The sequence below is a fragment of the Streptomyces bathyalis genome, from assembly GCF_015910445.1.
GTDB classification, from domain to species: Bacteria; Actinomycetota; Actinomycetes; order Streptomycetales; family Streptomycetaceae; genus Streptomyces; species Streptomyces bathyalis.
Map to the genome: position 1 here is coordinate 4,684,653 of NZ_CP048882.1, position 15,787 is coordinate 4,700,439.

General features: G+C 71.5%; 14 protein-coding genes. 3 read left to right on the forward strand and 11 right to left on the reverse strand.

The window, feature by feature from the left end; translation table 11 throughout:
• Positions 1–140: 140 nt before the first annotated feature.
• Positions 141–845 (reverse strand): response regulator, encoded by a 705-nt coding sequence (locus G4Z16_RS20390; protein ID WP_197352155.1) that lies wholly within the window; start codon positions 843–845, stop codon positions 141–143.
• 202 nt (positions 846–1,047) lie between these two features.
• Between G4Z16_RS20390 and G4Z16_RS20395 the strand changes: the two genes are divergently transcribed.
• The gene (locus G4Z16_RS20395; RefSeq protein ID WP_197352156.1) at positions 1,048–1,614 is read left to right on the forward strand and encodes an Rv1733c family protein; all 567 of its coding nucleotides are present in this window, start codon (positions 1,048–1,050) and stop codon (positions 1,612–1,614) included.
• 183 nt (positions 1,615–1,797) lie between these two features.
• On the opposite strand, the gene G4Z16_RS20400 is transcribed toward G4Z16_RS20395, so the two are convergent.
• The 3 genes from G4Z16_RS20400 to wrbA all read right to left on the reverse strand — a co-directional run bounded on the left by G4Z16_RS20400 (position 1,798) and on the right by wrbA (position 5,867).
• Positions 1,798–2,799: an Acg family FMN-binding oxidoreductase gene (locus G4Z16_RS20400; RefSeq protein ID WP_197352157.1), complete on the reverse strand. Its 1,002-nt coding sequence runs from the start codon at positions 2,797–2,799 to the stop codon at positions 1,798–1,800.
• 290 nt (positions 2,800–3,089) lie between these two features.
• Entirely contained in the window at positions 3,090–4,916 is a 1,827-nt protein-coding gene (locus G4Z16_RS20405) for a glycoside hydrolase family 3 protein (protein ID WP_197352158.1), read from the reverse strand.
• Positions 4,917–5,222: 306 nt separating this feature from the next.
• A complete protein-coding gene (gene wrbA / locus G4Z16_RS20410) occupies positions 5,223–5,867 on the reverse strand; it encodes an NAD(P)H:quinone oxidoreductase (RefSeq protein ID WP_197352159.1) in 645 nt (214 codons plus the stop codon).
• A gap of 966 nt (positions 5,868–6,833) precedes the next feature.
• On the opposite strand from wrbA, the gene G4Z16_RS20415 reads away from it, so the two are divergent.
• Positions 6,834–7,850: a sigma-70 family RNA polymerase sigma factor gene (locus G4Z16_RS20415; protein WP_028437161.1), complete on the forward strand. Its 1,017-nt coding sequence runs from the start codon at positions 6,834–6,836 to the stop codon at positions 7,848–7,850.
• 278 nt (positions 7,851–8,128) lie between these two features.
• Here the strand turns inward: G4Z16_RS20415 and G4Z16_RS20420 are convergent, their stop codons facing one another.
• Entirely contained in the window at positions 8,129–9,190 is a 1,062-nt protein-coding gene (locus G4Z16_RS20420; RefSeq protein ID WP_197352160.1) for a P1 family peptidase, read from the reverse strand.
• A gap of 44 nt (positions 9,191–9,234) precedes the next feature.
• Here G4Z16_RS20420 and G4Z16_RS20425 point away from each other — a divergent pair, with 44 nt between their 5' ends.
• Positions 9,235–9,438 carry a hypothetical protein gene (locus G4Z16_RS20425; protein ID WP_197352161.1) on the forward strand — a complete coding sequence of 68 codons (204 nt, stop codon included), beginning with the start codon at positions 9,235–9,237 and terminating at the stop codon, positions 9,436–9,438.
• Between the two features lie 7 nt (positions 9,439–9,445).
• Here G4Z16_RS20425 and mscL read toward each other — a convergent pair whose 3' ends face one another.
• The 6 genes from mscL to G4Z16_RS20455 form a co-directional block, all read right to left on the reverse strand.
• On the reverse strand, positions 9,446–9,970 hold the full coding sequence (mscL, locus tag G4Z16_RS20430) for a large conductance mechanosensitive channel protein MscL (protein WP_281393704.1): 525 nt from the start codon (positions 9,968–9,970) through the stop codon (positions 9,446–9,448).
• 72 nt (positions 9,971–10,042) lie between these two features.
• Entirely contained in the window at positions 10,043–10,645 is a 603-nt protein-coding gene (locus G4Z16_RS20435) for a hypothetical protein (protein ID WP_246530964.1), read from the reverse strand.
• 264 nt (positions 10,646–10,909) lie between these two features.
• The gene (locus G4Z16_RS20440; RefSeq protein WP_197352162.1) at positions 10,910–11,755 is read right to left on the reverse strand and encodes an S-methyl-5'-thioadenosine phosphorylase; all 846 of its coding nucleotides are present in this window, start codon (positions 11,753–11,755) and stop codon (positions 10,910–10,912) included.
• A 121-nt stretch (positions 11,756–11,876) separates the two neighbouring features.
• A complete protein-coding gene (locus tag G4Z16_RS20445) occupies positions 11,877–12,281 on the reverse strand; it encodes an FmdB family zinc ribbon protein (RefSeq protein ID WP_197352163.1) in 405 nt (134 codons plus the stop codon).
• A 66-nt stretch (positions 12,282–12,347) separates the two neighbouring features.
• A complete protein-coding gene (locus tag G4Z16_RS20450) occupies positions 12,348–13,811 on the reverse strand; it encodes an MFS transporter (RefSeq protein ID WP_197352164.1) in 1,464 nt (487 codons plus the stop codon).
• Between the two features lie 266 nt (positions 13,812–14,077).
• The gene (locus G4Z16_RS20455) at positions 14,078–15,574 is read right to left on the reverse strand and encodes a potassium/proton antiporter (protein ID WP_197354785.1); all 1,497 of its coding nucleotides are present in this window, start codon (positions 15,572–15,574) and stop codon (positions 14,078–14,080) included.
• Positions 15,575–15,787 lie beyond the last annotated feature (213 nt).

Genomic DNA, 15,787 nt, shown 5'->3' on the forward strand with positions numbered 1-15,787 from the left:
GCTCGCGCCGGGCTCGGGATCTGAGCGGTCGGTTCACACCGGGATCAGGTCCGGCGGCGGACCACGGGCCGCGCATGGCGCCCGGTGACCAGTGTCGCCCGGTGACCGCCCTCGCCCGGTGAACGCCCTCGCCCGGTCACTCAGTGACGGCGGTGCCTCTCCTTCTCCTGTGCCTGCACCTGCGTCGCCATCACGGCCGCCTGCACCCGGCGCTCCACCCCGAGCTTCGCCAGGAGCCGCGAGATGTGGTTCTTCACCGTCTTCTCGGACAGGAAGAGCCGCTTGCCGATCTCCTGGTTGGTCATCCCCTCGCCGATCAGTTCCAGGATGTCCCGCTCCCGAGGGGAGAGGCCCGCGAAGGCGTCCTCCGGGTGCTCTTCCTCGCGGGCGTCCGGACCGCGCAGGCTGCCCATGAGCCGGGCCGTCGTCGCCGGGTCGAGCATGGACTGGCCGGCCGCGACCGTTCGTACGGCCGAGACGAGGTCCGAGCCGTTGATCTGCTTGAGCACATAGCCCGAGGCGCCCGCCATGATCGCGTCCAGCAGCGCGTCGTCGTCGTCGAACGACGTCAGCATCAGGCACGCCAGCTCGGGCATGCGTGAGCGCAGCTCGCGGCAGACGGTCACGCCGTCGCCGTCCGGCAGCCGCACGTCGAGTACGGCCACGTGCGGGCGGAGCGCCGGGCCGCGGGCCAGGGCCTGCTCGGCGGTGGCGGCCTCGCCGATGACCTCGATGTCGGATTCGGACTCCAGTAGGTCGTGCACCCCGCGCCGTACCACTTCGTGGTCGTCGAGAAGGAGGACCCTGATGGGGTTCTGCTCGGAGTACGTCCGCAGTTCGCTCATGTCGCACCCCTTCCCCTGGCGGATGCCGTTCTCCGCATCCTCGCCCTGCCGGGGACCGGCCGAATAGGGCCGAACGGACCCGAGCGGGCGGCGGAGAGGGCCACTCGTACCAGCATCGGTGGACCTTCCGGCCCCCTTAGGCGACGCGCGGCAGATCACCTCGCTCCCGTGTCCGCTTTGCCGCCGCGAGGGGAGTCGCCGCATGAGGGCGAGGAGATGGCTGTGGCGCTGGCGGAAGAACCCGCTCAGGCGCCGCTCCGACCGTGCCGAGGCATGGGCGGGCGTCGCAGCCGGAGTGATCATGGCGGTGTGCGCGCCGCTCACCGGGGCGCTCACCTCGGACGCGGTCGCCGGCAACCTCAGCGAGCAGCCGGGCCTTCACCGCACGTCCGCAGTGCTGCGCGAGGACGCTCCCTCGACGGACGGCATCGCGACCGTCTCCGACGACCCCACGGTGCTCACGAAGGTCGAGTGGAGGACAGCCGACGGCCACACCCGCTCGGGCCGGGCGCCCGTGGAGGCCGGAACCCGGGAGGGCACGCACATACCGCTGTGGCTCGACCGTCAGGGCATGCCGCACCAGCCGCCCCCCGGCCCCGCCGAGGTGACCGTCCAGGGCGGTGCCGCCGGCGGTGCCATCGCCGTGGCCACGTGTTTCGCGGTGGGAAGCGGCTGCTGGGTGGTGCGCAGGCGTATGGACGCGGCGCGCTACAAGGCCTGGGAACGCGAGTGGGCCACGGTGGGGCCCAGGTGGAGCCGCCGCGAGTGAGGGCCGGCCTCCAGGGAGCGGAGCCGCGCGCCGAGCGCTGAGACCTGGGCGACGGAACCGAGCGGTACGCCGGGCCTCAGAGCTCAGAGCTCAGAGCTCAGAGCTCAGAGCTCAGAGCTCAGAGCTCAGAGCTCAGAGCTCAGAGCTCAGAGCTCTGAGCTGCGTCAGAACCTCCGCCGGACCTCACTGCACGACCTCGAGCACCTCACGCACCGGACGGCGCGGCGTGGGCCGCCCCAGCGGTCCGTATCCCAGCCGGATCACCATCTGGACCGGGCCCGCTCCCCACACTGGGTCGCGCAGCAGCCAGCGCAGCTCCGAGCGCTCCAGCGCCTGCGTGGCGAAGGAGGTGGCCAGACCCTCCCGCGTGGCCGTCAGCAGCGTCCGCTCCATGGCCTGTCCCGCGGCCAGCCAGTCGGACGGGTGGTCGTGCTCGGTGCAGAGCAGCCCCAGAAGCGGCATGTGCTCGAACGCAGCCGTGCCGGGGCCGGCGTCGCCCGTCTCGCTCCTGCCCCGTGCGAAGTCGCGCACCGGCGCCCTGCCGTCGCTCCTGCGGGGGCCGAAGCCGGTCTCCGGGATGCCGTCCGTGGCCGCGTCGGAGAGCTTCACGCCCGTACGCACCCAGCGCTGCTCGTCCGGGTCGCCCGAGTGCGCCGAACTCAGCTCCGCCTCCTCGATCACATCGAGTACCAGCGACAGGTGCCAGCCCGAGAGGAACGCCAGCCGGCCGCCCTCCGCGCGGGCCTGCGCGACAAGACGGTCCGCGAGCTCGTCGGGTATCGGCCGCTCGTCGAACGGGCGGCGGCTCGTGCGCCGCTCGGCGATCGCCGTGTGGAGGGCTGCCAGACCGGGGTCGATGGTCCCCGCCGACTCCCTCAGCGACACGTGCGCCAGGATCTGCCAGTCGTCCGGGTCGGGCAGAGTCGTCACAACGGGACGGAACCCCGCGTGCTGAGCTGCCACCCGCAGATTGAACAGCGCCGCGCCACAGCCCAGATGCAACGCTCGCAACTGCGGGTCGGCGTGCGGCATGGCCCGCTCCGGGTCGGCCCGCAGAGTGATCGAGTCGCCGGCGCGGCTGTACTGGAACCGCCACGGCTGCGCATTGTGCATGGACGGTGCCATGGACGCATCCCGGACGAGATTCTCGACCACCTCGCTCCGGGCGAATGAGGTGGAGGACATGAACACTCCCTGCTGTTCGACTGCGGCGGCCACCGCCCTGGGGCCGTCGTCGACGAACCTCACGCGCCGGGCCCGCGGCGTCCGTCTACTCGCTCAACACTCCTGCCCGTGGTGGCACTGCGCCGAGGGCCCGTGAGGTCCCGTCGAGGGGCCGAACGTCCCCTTGTCAGGAGCACCGCACAGAGGACAGCGCCCCGTCCGAGGGAGGGACCGGGCGCTGCACCGGAGAGTTCCGCGGCCGTGGCACCCGGGCGGCGACGCACCGGCCGCCCGCGAGTCAGCGGCTGTGATCAGTAGCCGAGGCCGTGCCCGTACTCGTAGAGGGTCCCGCCGCCGTCGCCGAGGGCCGGGATGCTGACCGGGAGCTTGCCCGCCGGGTCGATGTCGCCGTACAGGACCCGTACGAGGGACGTCAGTGACTGCTTCCCGTACGAGAACGTGGCCAGGTAGGCGGGCACGTCGGGGAAGCGGCGGATGTCGTAGGCGTTGCGCACGGCGACCGCGACGACCGGCCTGCCCGTCTTCATCAGCGCCTTGACCAGGTCCGCCTGCGCGGCGCCCTTGTCCTTGGGGGACGCGGCGGCGTTGGTCAGGACGACGGTCACGTCGTGCTGACCGGCCGCGGTGACGGCTTCCTCGATCTTCGCGGCGGCGGGAGTCGCGCCGGTCGCCAGCGGGGTGGCCCCCTGGCCCGACCGCTTGCCGACCGTGTCGGCGACGGTGCCGACCTGGCTCGCGTCCCAGCCGGTGACGAGGACTGTGCGCTTGGCGTCCGAGAGGGGCAGAGTGCCGCCCTCGTTGCGCACCAGCGTGACCGTGCGGTCGGTGATGCTGGCGCAGTCCGCGGCGTGGCGGCGGTTGCCGACGACGCGGGCGGCGCGCTTCTCGTCGACGTACGGACGCGGGAAGAGGCCGTTGCGCAGCTTGTGCTCCAGGATGCGCAGGACGGACGCGTCGAGCCTGTCCTCGGTGACCTCGCCGCTCTCGACGGCCTTGAGGACGGCGGCGTGAGCGGTGTCGGCCTTCGGGGCGAGGACGAGCTGGTCGCAGCCGGCCTTGAGCGCCCGTACGGGAGCGACGTCCGGCGGGAAGTCCTCGGTGGCGCCGCCCATGTCGAGGGCGTCGGTCACGATGAGGCCGCGGAAGCCGAGCTCCTCGCGGAGCAGCCCCGTCACGATGGGCTTCGACATGGTCGCCGGGACGCCGCTGGAGTCCAGTGAGGGGACGACGATGTGGGCCGTCATGATCGTGTCGACGCCGCGTGCGATGGCGGCGCGGAACGGCGGCAGATCGATCTCGTCCAGCTCCGCGCGCGTGTGCTTGATGACGGGAAGGCCGGTGTGGCTGTCGACGTCGGTGTCACCGTGGCCCGGGAAGTGCTTTGCGGCGCTGGCCACTTCGCCGCGGTGGTAGCCGCGTACGGACTCGGCGACCAGCTGCGAGCACAGCGAGGGATCGGAGCCGAAGGAGCGGACGCCGATGATCGGGTTGTCCGGGTTGATGTTGACGTCGGCGACGGGCGCGTAGTTCTGGTTGATGCCCATCGCGGCCAGCTCGGTTCCGATGATCTCGGACGAGCGGCGGACGTCGCCCTGTGAACGGCCCGCCGCCAGCGCCATGTTGCCCGGCAGCTGGGTTGCCGGCTCCAGCATGCGGTAGACGACGCTGCCGCCCTCCTGGTCGATGGAGACCAGCAGCGGGATGCGGGCGCCCGTGCGGAGCGACGCGCGCTGAAGACCGTTGGAGAGGCCGGCGACCTGGCTCGGCTCCTTCAGGTTGTCCGGGCCGCGACGCGCGTCGAAGTAGATGACGCCGCCGGGACGGTACTTGGCGATGACCTCCGCCGGCGTCGAAACCCCGTACAGCTCCTTGTTCTTGGCGTGCTCGGTGTCCGCCGACTTCCCGTAGACCTCGACGACGAAGAGCTGCCCGATCTTCTCCTTGAGTGACATGCGTCCGAGCAGGGCGCGTGCCGCGCGCCGGTTGCGCTCCTTGTCCTCGGCGGCCGCCTGTGCCGTGCTCCCAGGGAGGGCGAGGGCCGCCGCGATGCCGGCCGCTCCGGCTCCGGCGAGGATCTGTCTGCGGGTGGTGGGCTGTGACGGCGGCGTCTGCTGCATATGGGTGCTCCTCACACGGGTCCCATGAAGCCGGGCATACGGGAGCGCACATCGTTGCAGCGGGGCGATTGGAGGACCAGACGCCGCGCGGATGTTCATCGGTCCAGTCCACTGGCGGCGGGGGCGAGTTCAGCCCTGTCGGGTGCGGCCGGCGCGGGGTGCGAAGGCGTACGGGCCGACGAGGTGCAGTCGCGGGGGTTACCGGTGGCCGCACCCGGCCCGCAGGTGAGCGGGCCGGGTGCGCACGGGCCGATGAACCGTGTGCGTGGACCGGGCGCGCGTGGACCGTGTGCGGGTGCCGGGCCGTCAGGCCGCCAGCCCGGACTTGACCCCGCGGGCTATGCGGACCACGCGTTCGGCCTGGACCCGCGCTGCCGTGCGTGCGGTCTCGTCCACCGGATTGGCGCCCTGAGCGTCGGTGTGCGACGTGCCGTACGGGTTGCCGTCGGCGAACTTGGACGGGTCGGTGTACCCCGGCGCGGCGATCAGCCCTCCGAAGTGGTGGATGGTCGTGTACAGGGCGAGCAGCGTCGATTCCTGGCCGCCGTGCTGCGAGGCGGAAGAGGTGAATCCGCTGTAGACCTTGTCGGCCAGCTTGCCCTCGGCCCACAAGCCGCCGAGCTGGTCGAGCACCTGCTTCAGCTGTGACGAGACGTTCCCGAAACGGGTCGGCGTGCCGAAGAGCACGGCATCCGCCCAGTCCACGTCCTCGGGGGAGGCCTCGGGGATGTCGGCGGTCGCCCGCTGGTTCTCGGCCCAGGCGGGGTTGGAGTCGATCGCGGACTGGGGCGCCAGTTCCGGTGCGCGGCGCAGACGCACCTCTGCGCCCGCCTTCTCCGCGGTCTCGCCGATCTCCTTGGCGAGGGCGGCGATGGTGCCGGTGGAGGAGTAGTAGATGACGGCGACCTTGAGCTGGGCGGAGCCGGCGTCGGCCGTAGTCGGGGTGCTCATGGAACTCCTGTCCAAGTGACGTGCGATTTCTGTGCGTTGCGGTACCACGGGCACACGCACGCACACGTCCTCCCGTCAGGGGGTCGTTGAAGCGGCAACTACCCTGTCTTCCGACGGCCATTCACCGTCACGCGGAGGGAGATGGCGGCTGCGGGGTCTACGAACCGCTCCCGCGGCGGTCACCGGGCGGCCCATGGGGCGTACCTTCCCGGCGAGCGCGGGGGCGAGAGCAGGGGTCGGGGGTGCCGGCGGACCGGGGTCGGGGATTTCGGCGGACCGGTGTCGGGGGATTTCGGCGGACCGGCCTGTCCCCGGGACTCCCGCGTGGGGGCCGACGCGGGCGGGAGCCAGATCACCAGGGCTCGGGCCCGGCCGGCCCCCGGCACGCGTGATCGCGTCGGTCGGAGGGACTGGATCGCAGGAGTCGCGAGCCGCCGGACCGGAGGGCCTTCCCGGAGGTCCCCCGGGCCGAGGGCGACCCGGCAGGGCGACCCGGCAAGATTGGCCGGATGCGGTTCCACCGGTTCCGCTTCGTGGTGTGCGGTGGAGCTTTGCGGGCGGTCGCCACCGCCCCGGGTCGGCTTTTCCGGAAGACCGGGCGGTTCCGTGCAACTAACAGCCCCTCCGAGTCGTCTCTATGGGGGAGAGCCTTCGTCGAGGGTCCTGCTCAGCAGGCGTGACGAATGGTGCCGAAGACGGCGGACGGCGCGCCGCGCGGACACCGCGACCACCGCGCGGCTCCTCTGATCTTCCCCCGGCACGCGCTCCGACCAGTGCCTTCAGGGCCCATCGGCCCCGGCTCCCCGATTGTGGCCGGACAGGGTACTGCATGATCAGGAAAATGACGCGCCGGTTGGGAATTAAGTCCGGTTTCCGCTCGTTGTTTCCTACGGATGGGGGCACCCGGGGGGTGTCCGACCCAAGCCACCGACCAGATTGAACGAGTCCACTCGCAAGGGAGCACGCATGGCAACCCGTGCCGTCGCCCGTCGTCAGGCCACCGCGACCGGTGCCACTGACACGGCAAGCAGTGTTCGCGCCGCAGGCAGCGAAGTCGCGGACCGCGACCTGGTCGGCATGTATCTCGACGAGATCGCGCGTACACCGCTCCTCGACGCGGCTAAGGAAGTCGAGCTGTCGCTCGCCATCGAGGCCGGGGTCTACGCCCGGCGAATACTGGACAAGGACGAGGAGCCGCTGGGCACCGAGTCCGCGAGCGCGACAGCGACCCGCGAGGAGCTGGAAGCGATCGTCGCCGAGGGCGAGCGCGCCAAGGACGTATTCATCCGCTCCAACCTCCGTCTCGTCGTGGCCGTGGCCCGGCGGTATCCGCGCAGCGGGCTGCCCCTGCTGGACCTGATCCAGGAGGGCAACGCCGGCCTCGTCCGCGCGGTCGAGAAGTTCGACTACCGCAAGGGCTTCAAGTTCTCCACGTACGCGACGTGGTGGATCCGGCAGGCCATCACGCGCTCCATCGCCGACCAGTCCCGCACGATCCGGCTTCCCGTCCACCTCGTGGAGGAGCTGGGCCGCATCCGGCGCGTCCAGCGGGAGTTCAACCGCGAGAACGGGCGTGAGCCCGAGCCCGAGGAAGTCGCGGCCGAGCTGAGCTCCACGCCGGAGCGCGTCGTCGACGTCCTGGACTGGGCACGTGACCCGGTCAGCCTGAACATGTCCGTCGACGAAGAGGGCGAGACGCAGTTCGGCGACCTGCTGGAGGACACCTCCGCGGCCTCGCCCGAGCAGTCGGTCCTGACGCTGCTGCGCCGCGAGGAGCTGGACGGGCTCATCGGCCGCCTCGACTCCCGTACCGCCTCCATCATCAAGGCGCGCTACGGCATGGTCGACGGCCGGGAGCGCACGCTCACGGAGGTCGGCAAGCAGCACGGGCTGACGCGTGAGCGCATCCGGCAGATCGAGAAGCACGCCCTGCTGGAGCTGAAGAAGCTCGCCTCGGACACCGGCTTCGACGCGGCCGCCTGACGGGCGAGCCGTGGTCCCGGCCGGAGCGGCCGGCCCGCGGCGTGATCGCGGAGACGGACGGCACGACGACAACCGCATATCGAGCGGCGGCGACCATGAGCCGCCCCAGGAACGAGTCCCGGTGCCTTCCCCCGAGCGCCGGGACTCTTCTCTGCCCGGGGCGATGCGGCAGGGCGGTGCGGCGATGCGGCCGTGCGGAAGCCCCGCCGCGCCGCCCCGACACGCCTCGCCCCGTGGCTGCCTTTCCAGCCGCCGCCGGGGCGGGAGGCTTCCGGTCCTCAGCCCTGGCGGCCAGAGCCGTACAGGTCCCCGTAGGAGGGGAACACGCCGCCTGGCCCGTCCACTCCCTCCGCCGCGAGTACGGCCTTGACCACCGCTCTCGTCAGCACGTCCGCCGCGGCAGCCAGGAGATCGTTCAACTCCCCGTCCTTCAGGGAGCGTTCGCAGGTGGCCAGGGTGAACACCGTGTCGCCGTCGTGCATGAGGTGCACCGGCCGCAGAGCCCGTGCCAGTCCGTCGTGGGCGGTGCCGGCCATCTTCTGGGCCTGGGCGCGCGTGATCGTGGCATCCGTGGCGACCACCGCCAGCGTCGTGTTGAGCGGGGGCCGCAGCACACCCGCCGACCGCCTGCCCGTCTCCTCCCGGGCCTCGGCAAGCCGTCGCTGCGCCTCCGAGTGCGTGCTGTCGTCCGGCACATGGGGCAGCCGGTCCCACATCTCTCCGTAGAGGACGCCCGTGGCCGGATCCACCGCCGAACCGGCCGCGTTGACCGCGGTGACCGCGCCGACGGTCACCCCTGAGCGGAGCACGGTGCTCGCCGTGCCGGTGCCGCCCTTGAGGCCACCGACAACCGCACCCGTGCCCGCACCGACATTGCCCTGTGGAACCGGTGCCCCGGCCTCCGTCGCTGCCGCGGCCTTCACGGCCTCGCGCCCCAGTGCCGGGTCGGGACGGGCCTGCCAGCGGCCGCCACGTCCGAGGTCGAAGAGGACGGCCGCCGGTACGACGGGCACGACCTGCGCCGGGTCGGGACCCACGGGCACGCCCCGGCCTTCCGCCTCCAGCCAGCTCACCACCCCCGAGGCCGAGTCGAGCCCGAAGGCGCTGCCACCGGTGAGCACCACCGCGTGGATGCGTTCCACGACGTTCCGTGGGTCCAACGCGTCCGTCTCCCGCGTGCCCGGGGCCCCGCCGCGGGAGTCGACCCCCGCCACGGCGCCGCTTTCCGGGGCAAGCACGACGGTCGTGCCGGTCAGCCAGCCGGGGCTGTCCGCTGCCGTCCGTTGGGCATGGCCGACCCGCACACCCGGCACGTCCGTCAGAGCGTCCTGAGTAGTCATGCGGCATGGATACCAGGCGTGCCGGGACGCCGTAGGCTTCATGCATGACCACCGGTTCGCAGCAGCCCCCCGACCCGGCTGCCCGGCTCTCGTTCGACGATCCGCTCAGCCTGCGCTCGGCGGACGACACCGACAGCGGCTGGGGCGAAGGCCAGGAGGGCGACGGCGGCACGTCCCGTGGCGGGCAGTCCGCGAGTGCCGCGGATCTGGCCCGCTTCCTGGAGGAGAAGCCGCCGCACCATCTGTGAGGCCCGGCTACTGCTTCTCCGTGCCCACCGTCCCGTCCTGACTCTCGCGCTGCCGGCCGACCGGTCCGTCCGAACCGGTGCGCTGCGCGGCGAGAAGATCGCGGATCTCCGTCAGCAGGTCCACCTCGTTCACCTCCGCAGGCGCCTCCGGGGTGCTGCTCTTCGCGGCCAGGCGCTCCTTGTACCTGGTCATCGGAAGGATCATGAGGAAGTAGACGACGGCCGCCGTGATCAGGAAGGTCAGCGAGGCGCTGAGCACCGGACCCCAGTTGATCGGGACGCCGCTCGTCACTTCGCCCGTCGTCTTGTTGATCTCGCAGGGTGCCTTCAGGCAGGACCTGTACTTGTCCAGGTCCTTCGTCCCTATCGCTCCCACAAGCGGGTTGATCAGACCCTTGACGACAGAATCCACGATCTTGCTGAAAGCCGTGCCGATGACGACGGCAACGGCCAGTTCGACCACGTTGCCGCGCATCAGGAATTCCCTGAATCCCGTCAGCAGGCCCTTCTTCTCGCTCTCGACAGCTGTCACGCTCTTCGACCCGTCTCGTGTCGACTTCTGTGCGGTACGGACAGCGGCGCACGGGGCGGGCGGATCGCCGGCTCAGCACAGCGTCACCGCCAGCCTGCCGGCGGCCCCCGCGCCCGCGAGCGCGGTGGCCGTCCCGCGCGGCACTCTGAGCACGACAAGTGCTCCTTCGTCCGCTGCGCCGACCGCGCCAGTCTCCACGGACCTGGGCACTCGATCCACCCGCGCGCCCCTGGCCACGACCCTGGCCCGCCCTGTCCCGTCCGGTCCGGCGATCACATCGACCCGGTCTCCCGGGTGGAGCAGCCGCACGGACGCGGCGTCCGCGATCCGCACCGGAGCGGAGACGACGGGCCCCGGCTCCCGCCCGCCCGTGGGATGCCGATCTGGCAGTGACGTGGTGGCGGCCCGGCCCGGCGGCGACTCCCGTCCGGCGTGAGCGTGGGCCGGATCGGCACGCTCTCCGCGGGGGACCCAGACGGCGAGCGCCGCCGCTGCGACGGCGAGCCCGGCCGCCGTGACGCGCCGCCGTCCGCGCACGATCCTGCGCAGGCGGTGCCGGCCGCGGAAGGCAGGACGCACCGGTGTCAGGTCAGGAACCGCGCGGGGGCCAGGAATGTGGCCGGAGCCGCGGCGGCTGCGGGACCGCGCGTCGCGGCCCTCACCGTGGCCGCCCATGCCACCACCGTGGAACCGGTGTTGAGAATCCCGGGGCATCACGATCACCGCCTGCAGTCGGAGCGTCGGAGAATCCGTCTTCCGCTGCCAGACTGCAGGCTCGGCGCCGCCTCTGGAGAAATCGGCCGAGATCTGTGGATAAGCAGGCAGTTGTGGACAACCGCGTCACGAAGGGGAGTTGCCGCGACAGCGCCCGGGAGCACCCGAGGGGCGACGCCCGACAGCACAGCCCGCGCCACCCGCCGCCTTCGCGGGCAGCAGCCCCTACTCCCGCGGAGCGCCCGGGAGTTCGATGCCCGGGTCCAGTCCGCCGAGCGAATCCGCGCAATGGCACTCGCGCTTCTCGGGCAGCTTCCCGACCGCGTCGAAGAGGACCTTCCGCAGCCGTCCGACGTTCTCCCCGAACACGCGCAGCACTTCCTCGTGCGAGACGCCCTCGCCGGTCTCCGCGCCCGCGTCCAGGTCCGTGACGAGATTCAGCGAGGAGTAGCAGAGCCGCAGTTCACGGGCGAGAACCGCCTCCGGGTGGCCGGTCATGCCGACGACGGACCAGCCCTGCGCGGCATGCCACCGCGACTCGGCGCGTGTGGAGAAGCGGGGGCCCTCGACCACGCACAGCGTGCCGCCGTCGACCGCCTCCCAGCCCTGCTCCCGCGCCGCGGCCAGCGATGCCTGCCGCCCGGCCTCGCAGTACGGGTCGGCGAAGGCCAGATGCACGACGTTCGGCACGGACCCGTCGGGCAGCGGCTCACCGTCGAAGTACGTCTGCGTACGCGACTTGGTGCGGTCCACGAGCTGGTCCGGCACGAGCAGCGTCCCCGGCCCGTACTCGGGGCGGAGACCGCCCACCGCGCACGGACCCAGCACCTGCCGCGCGCCGACGGAGGCCAACGCCCACATGTTCGCGCGGTAGTTGATGCGGTGCGGAGGCAGATGGTGCTTGCGGCCGTGCCGCGGCAGGAAGGCGACGCGACGGCCGGCCAGCTCACCGATGAACAGCGAGTCGCTCGGTGTGCCGTACGGGGTGTCGACCGTGACCTCGGTCACGTCGTCGAGGAAGGAGTAGAAGCCGGAACCGCCGATGACGCCGATCTCTGCCTGTTCACTCATGCGGCCACCCTAAGGGGAGCATGCGAACGCGCGCTGGCGGGCCGTGAAGCCCGCCACGGCAGTTCCGGGGCGGGCGCCCAGCAGGGGCCCGCCCGGTCCACGAGAGGTCTCGGCCGCGCTCTCAGGCGGCCGAACTGCCCGCCTTGCTCGTGCTCTTGGAGTCGTTGCTGCCGGACGAGTTCGACGAGGAGGACGAGGAGCCCGCCTTCGCCGAGTCCGAGGAGCCCGAACCGGAGCCGGAGTCGGAGGACGAGGACGTCGAGGACGACCCGGAGGTCGATGAGGAGTCGCCGTTGCTCTTGGACGACGATTCGGAGGAGCCGGAGGACGACTTGCCGGAGTTCGCCGAACTGCGGCTGTCGTTCCGATAGAAGCCGGAGCCCTTGAAGACGATGCCGACGGCCGAGAACACCTTCTTCAGGCGGCCCTCACAGCTGGGGCACTCGGTCAGCGAGTCATCGGTGAACTTCTGCACCACCTCGAGGCCCTCGCCGCACTCGGTGCACTGGTACTGGTACGTCGGCACGTTCTCCTCCTGGCACTCTTACTCGGTGAGTGCTAACGACGCTCCATATTGCAGTATTCCCGCGCCTCAGTCCACCGGGACAGGTGGACGGTGACCCACCCCACCTCCGGACGAGCGATCTCCCGGGCGTATCGCGAGCCGGCGGCGGAAGACGACGAGTGCGGCCAGCGCCAGCCCCGTACCCGCGAGCGGCGCGAAGAAGCCCGCGCCGGCGCCCGCCGCATCCGTCAGCTGCCCCGCGGCCATCGAGCCGGACGCCTGCCCCAGCGCCACCGCGCCCGTCAGCCAGGTGAACGCCTCGGTGCGGAACGCCGCCGGGACCAGCAGCTCGACCAGCGTGAAGCCCGTGATCATGGACGGCGCGACCCACAGCCCCAGCACGAGTCCGAGCCCGCCCACCAGCGGCAGCCACGGCGTCAGTTGGGCCGTCACGGCCATCGCGAGCGCAGCCAGGACGAGCACCGGATAGGCGATCAGCAGCCGCACGTCTGCGCTCCGTCTCCAGTGCACCGTGCCGACGGCGAGAGCGGCCGACATGTTGCCCGCGGCGAAGACCCCGTACAGCACGCCGTTGAGTTCCGGGGCGCCCGCGGACTGCGTGAAGGCGGCGACCGAGACCTGCATGCCGCCGAAGACGGTGCCTATGCCCAGCAGCGCCGCGATCAGAACCCGCACGCCCCTGACGCCGAGCGCCGAGTGGACGCCGCCTTCGCCGCCCGTGGCGTCGCCGCCGGAGCCCTCGCCGGTGGCGCTGCCGGCACGGCCGCCACGGCGCCGTGCCCCCGGGCGCACCTCCGGCTGGGTGCCTCGCTGCGCGGCGAAGAGCAGTCCGCTGCCCAGCATCAGGGCGACCTCCGCGGCGAGGCCGGCCGCCGGGTGCACCCCTGTGCACAGTGCCGTCGCGAGTACGGGGCCGACGACGAAGCTGAATTCGTCCGTCACCGACTCGAAGGCCGCCGCCGTCGTGACGAGCGACGGGGCACCCCGATCGTCCCGGCCGCTCGTGCCGTCCGCGTCGCCGCTGCCGCCCTTGCCCTTCCGGCCCTCCGAACCGTCCGGGCCCTCCGATCCGTCCAGGCCCTCCGAACCGCCCCGGCCGCTCAGGCAGGCCGACCAGCGCGCCCGCACCATCGGGCTGATCTGCGGGATGGTCGCACCGGCCGGCACCGCGGCCGCGAACAACGTCCACAGCGGCGCCTCGCGCAGCGCCAGCACGATCAGCGCCGAGACCGACAACGCGTGCAGCAGCACGAGCGGAACCAGTACGGCCCCCTGCCCGAAGCGGTCGGTGAGCTTGCCGCCCTGCGGTGCGAGCAGGGCCATCGAGACCCCTGAGAGCGCGATGACGATGCCCGCTGCCCCGTACGAACCGGTGGTGTGCTCGACGAGCAGCACCGTGCCGACGCCGAGCATCGCGATCGGCTGCCGTGCCAGGAAGCCGGGTATCAGGAAGCGCCATGCGCCGGGTGTGCGCAGCAGTGCGCCGTAGCCGCTCCGGCGGTCGCCGGTCGCTGTGGCCGGGGTTGCCACGGCCGAGCCTCTCTGCCACCTGGTAGCGCGCTGCTGCGCCGAAGGCTGTCCTCTTGCGCGGTGCCGACCGGCCGCGCCAGCCCTGCGTCAGGCGGGAACGGTGAATTCTCTTGCCCTCTGGAGGATAACGGCCTCGTCGGCACTCGTGATCCCCGTGAACCAGCCCCGTGAGGCCCTGAAACCCCCGCCCCGAACGCCGTCCCGAACCCCGCCTCCGAACCCGCCCCGAAGTGGTCCGGATCCGCGCCCCGAACGGACCTCGCCCCTCAGTCCCGCATTGACCCGTGGAGCCAGCCCGCGAGCTTGCCGCCCCGGCCGACGTCCAGCAGCCGCTTCTCGGCCGCATCACGCACCGGGTCGGTCGCCACGACGAGCAGTTCGTCGCCGTGGCGCAGCATCGTCGTCGGCAGCGGTACGAAGCTCTTGTCGTCCCGTACGACGAGCGTGACCGCCGCGCCCGGCGGGAGGCGCAGCTCGCCCACCTCGACGCCGTGCATCCTCGAGTGCGGGGGGATGGCCACCGACAACAGGTGTCCCCGCAGCCGTTCCAGGGGCGCGGACTCGATGTCGATGTCCATCGGTTCGTCGCTGTCGCTCAGGTTCAGCTTGCGCGCCAGCCAGGGCAGCGTCGGCCCCTGCACCGCCGTGAAGATGACCACGAGCATGAAGACGATGTTGAAGATGCGCTCGCTGCCCCCGACGTCGGCGACGCGTGGGATCGTCGCGAGCACGATCGGCACCGCTCCCCGCAGCCCCGCCCACGAGAGCAGCGCCTGGTCGCGCCAGCGCTGGTCGAAGGGGAGCAGGCTGCACATCACCGACAGCGGGCGGGCCACGATCGTCAGCACGAGCCCGACGCCGATCGCCGGCCAGAAGTCGTCGACCAGGTCGTGCGGCGTGACCAACAGGCCGAGCAGCACGAAGAGTCCGATCTGCGCGATCCATGCCAGCCCGTCGGCGAAGCCCCGCACGGCGGGACGGTGGGGCAGCTTCGCGTTGCCCAGAATCAGCGCCGTGACGTAGACCGCGAGGAACCCGGAGCCGTGCAGCATCGCGCCGCTCGCGTACGACAGCACGCACAGCGCCATCACGGCGATCGGGTAGAGGCCCGAGGCGGGGAGTGCCACCCTGCCGAGCCCCATCGCGCCCAGCTTGCCCACCGCGAGCCCGATGACGAGTCCGATGGCGAGCTCCAGCAGGAGCTCGCCGACGAGCACGTACCAGTGGCTCGGCGAGAAGTGCAGCTGGGAGAAGGCGACGACGAGGATGACGACCGGAGCGTCGTTGAAGCCCGATTCCGCCTCCAGCACACCCGCCAGCCGCTTCGGGAGAGGCACCTTGCGCAGCACGGAGAAGACGGCGGCCGCGTCGGTCGAGGAGACCACGGCGCCCACGAGCAGTGCCGTCTGCCAGGTGAGGCCGATGAGGTAGTGGGCCGCGGTCGCCGTGACCAGCACGCTCACGGCCACACCGACCGTCGAGAGGACGGCCGCGGCCGGTACCGAGGGGCGGATTTCACGCCACTTCGTGCTGAGGCCGCCCTCGGTCAGAATCACCACAAGGGCCGCGTAGCCGAGCGTGCGGGTCAGTTCGGCGTTGTCGAACTGCACGCCCAGGCCGTCCTGCCCCAGGGCGATGCCGATTCCTAGATAGACCAGCAGGCTGGGAAGCCCGCTGCGCGATGAGAGTCTTACTGCGGCGACCGCGAACAGCAGGACGAGGGTGCTGAGGAGAAGCAGTTGGTTGAGGCGGTCGACACTCAGGGGCGGATCCTCTCTCTCGCTCGAACCGCGAAGTCCCTTCCACGTTCGTCAGTTCGTTCGCGTTGCTAACAATTTACCATTGCTTGAATGTCGTGGACGGCCGGGCTGTGACTCCCTGTGTAGCGCTGCTCCGGCTCCGCCTATGGTTGGTCCGGCGTGGCTCCGTCAGCTCCGCTCCGGTCCTCACGCCCAAGGTCCACCCTGCCCTCGAAG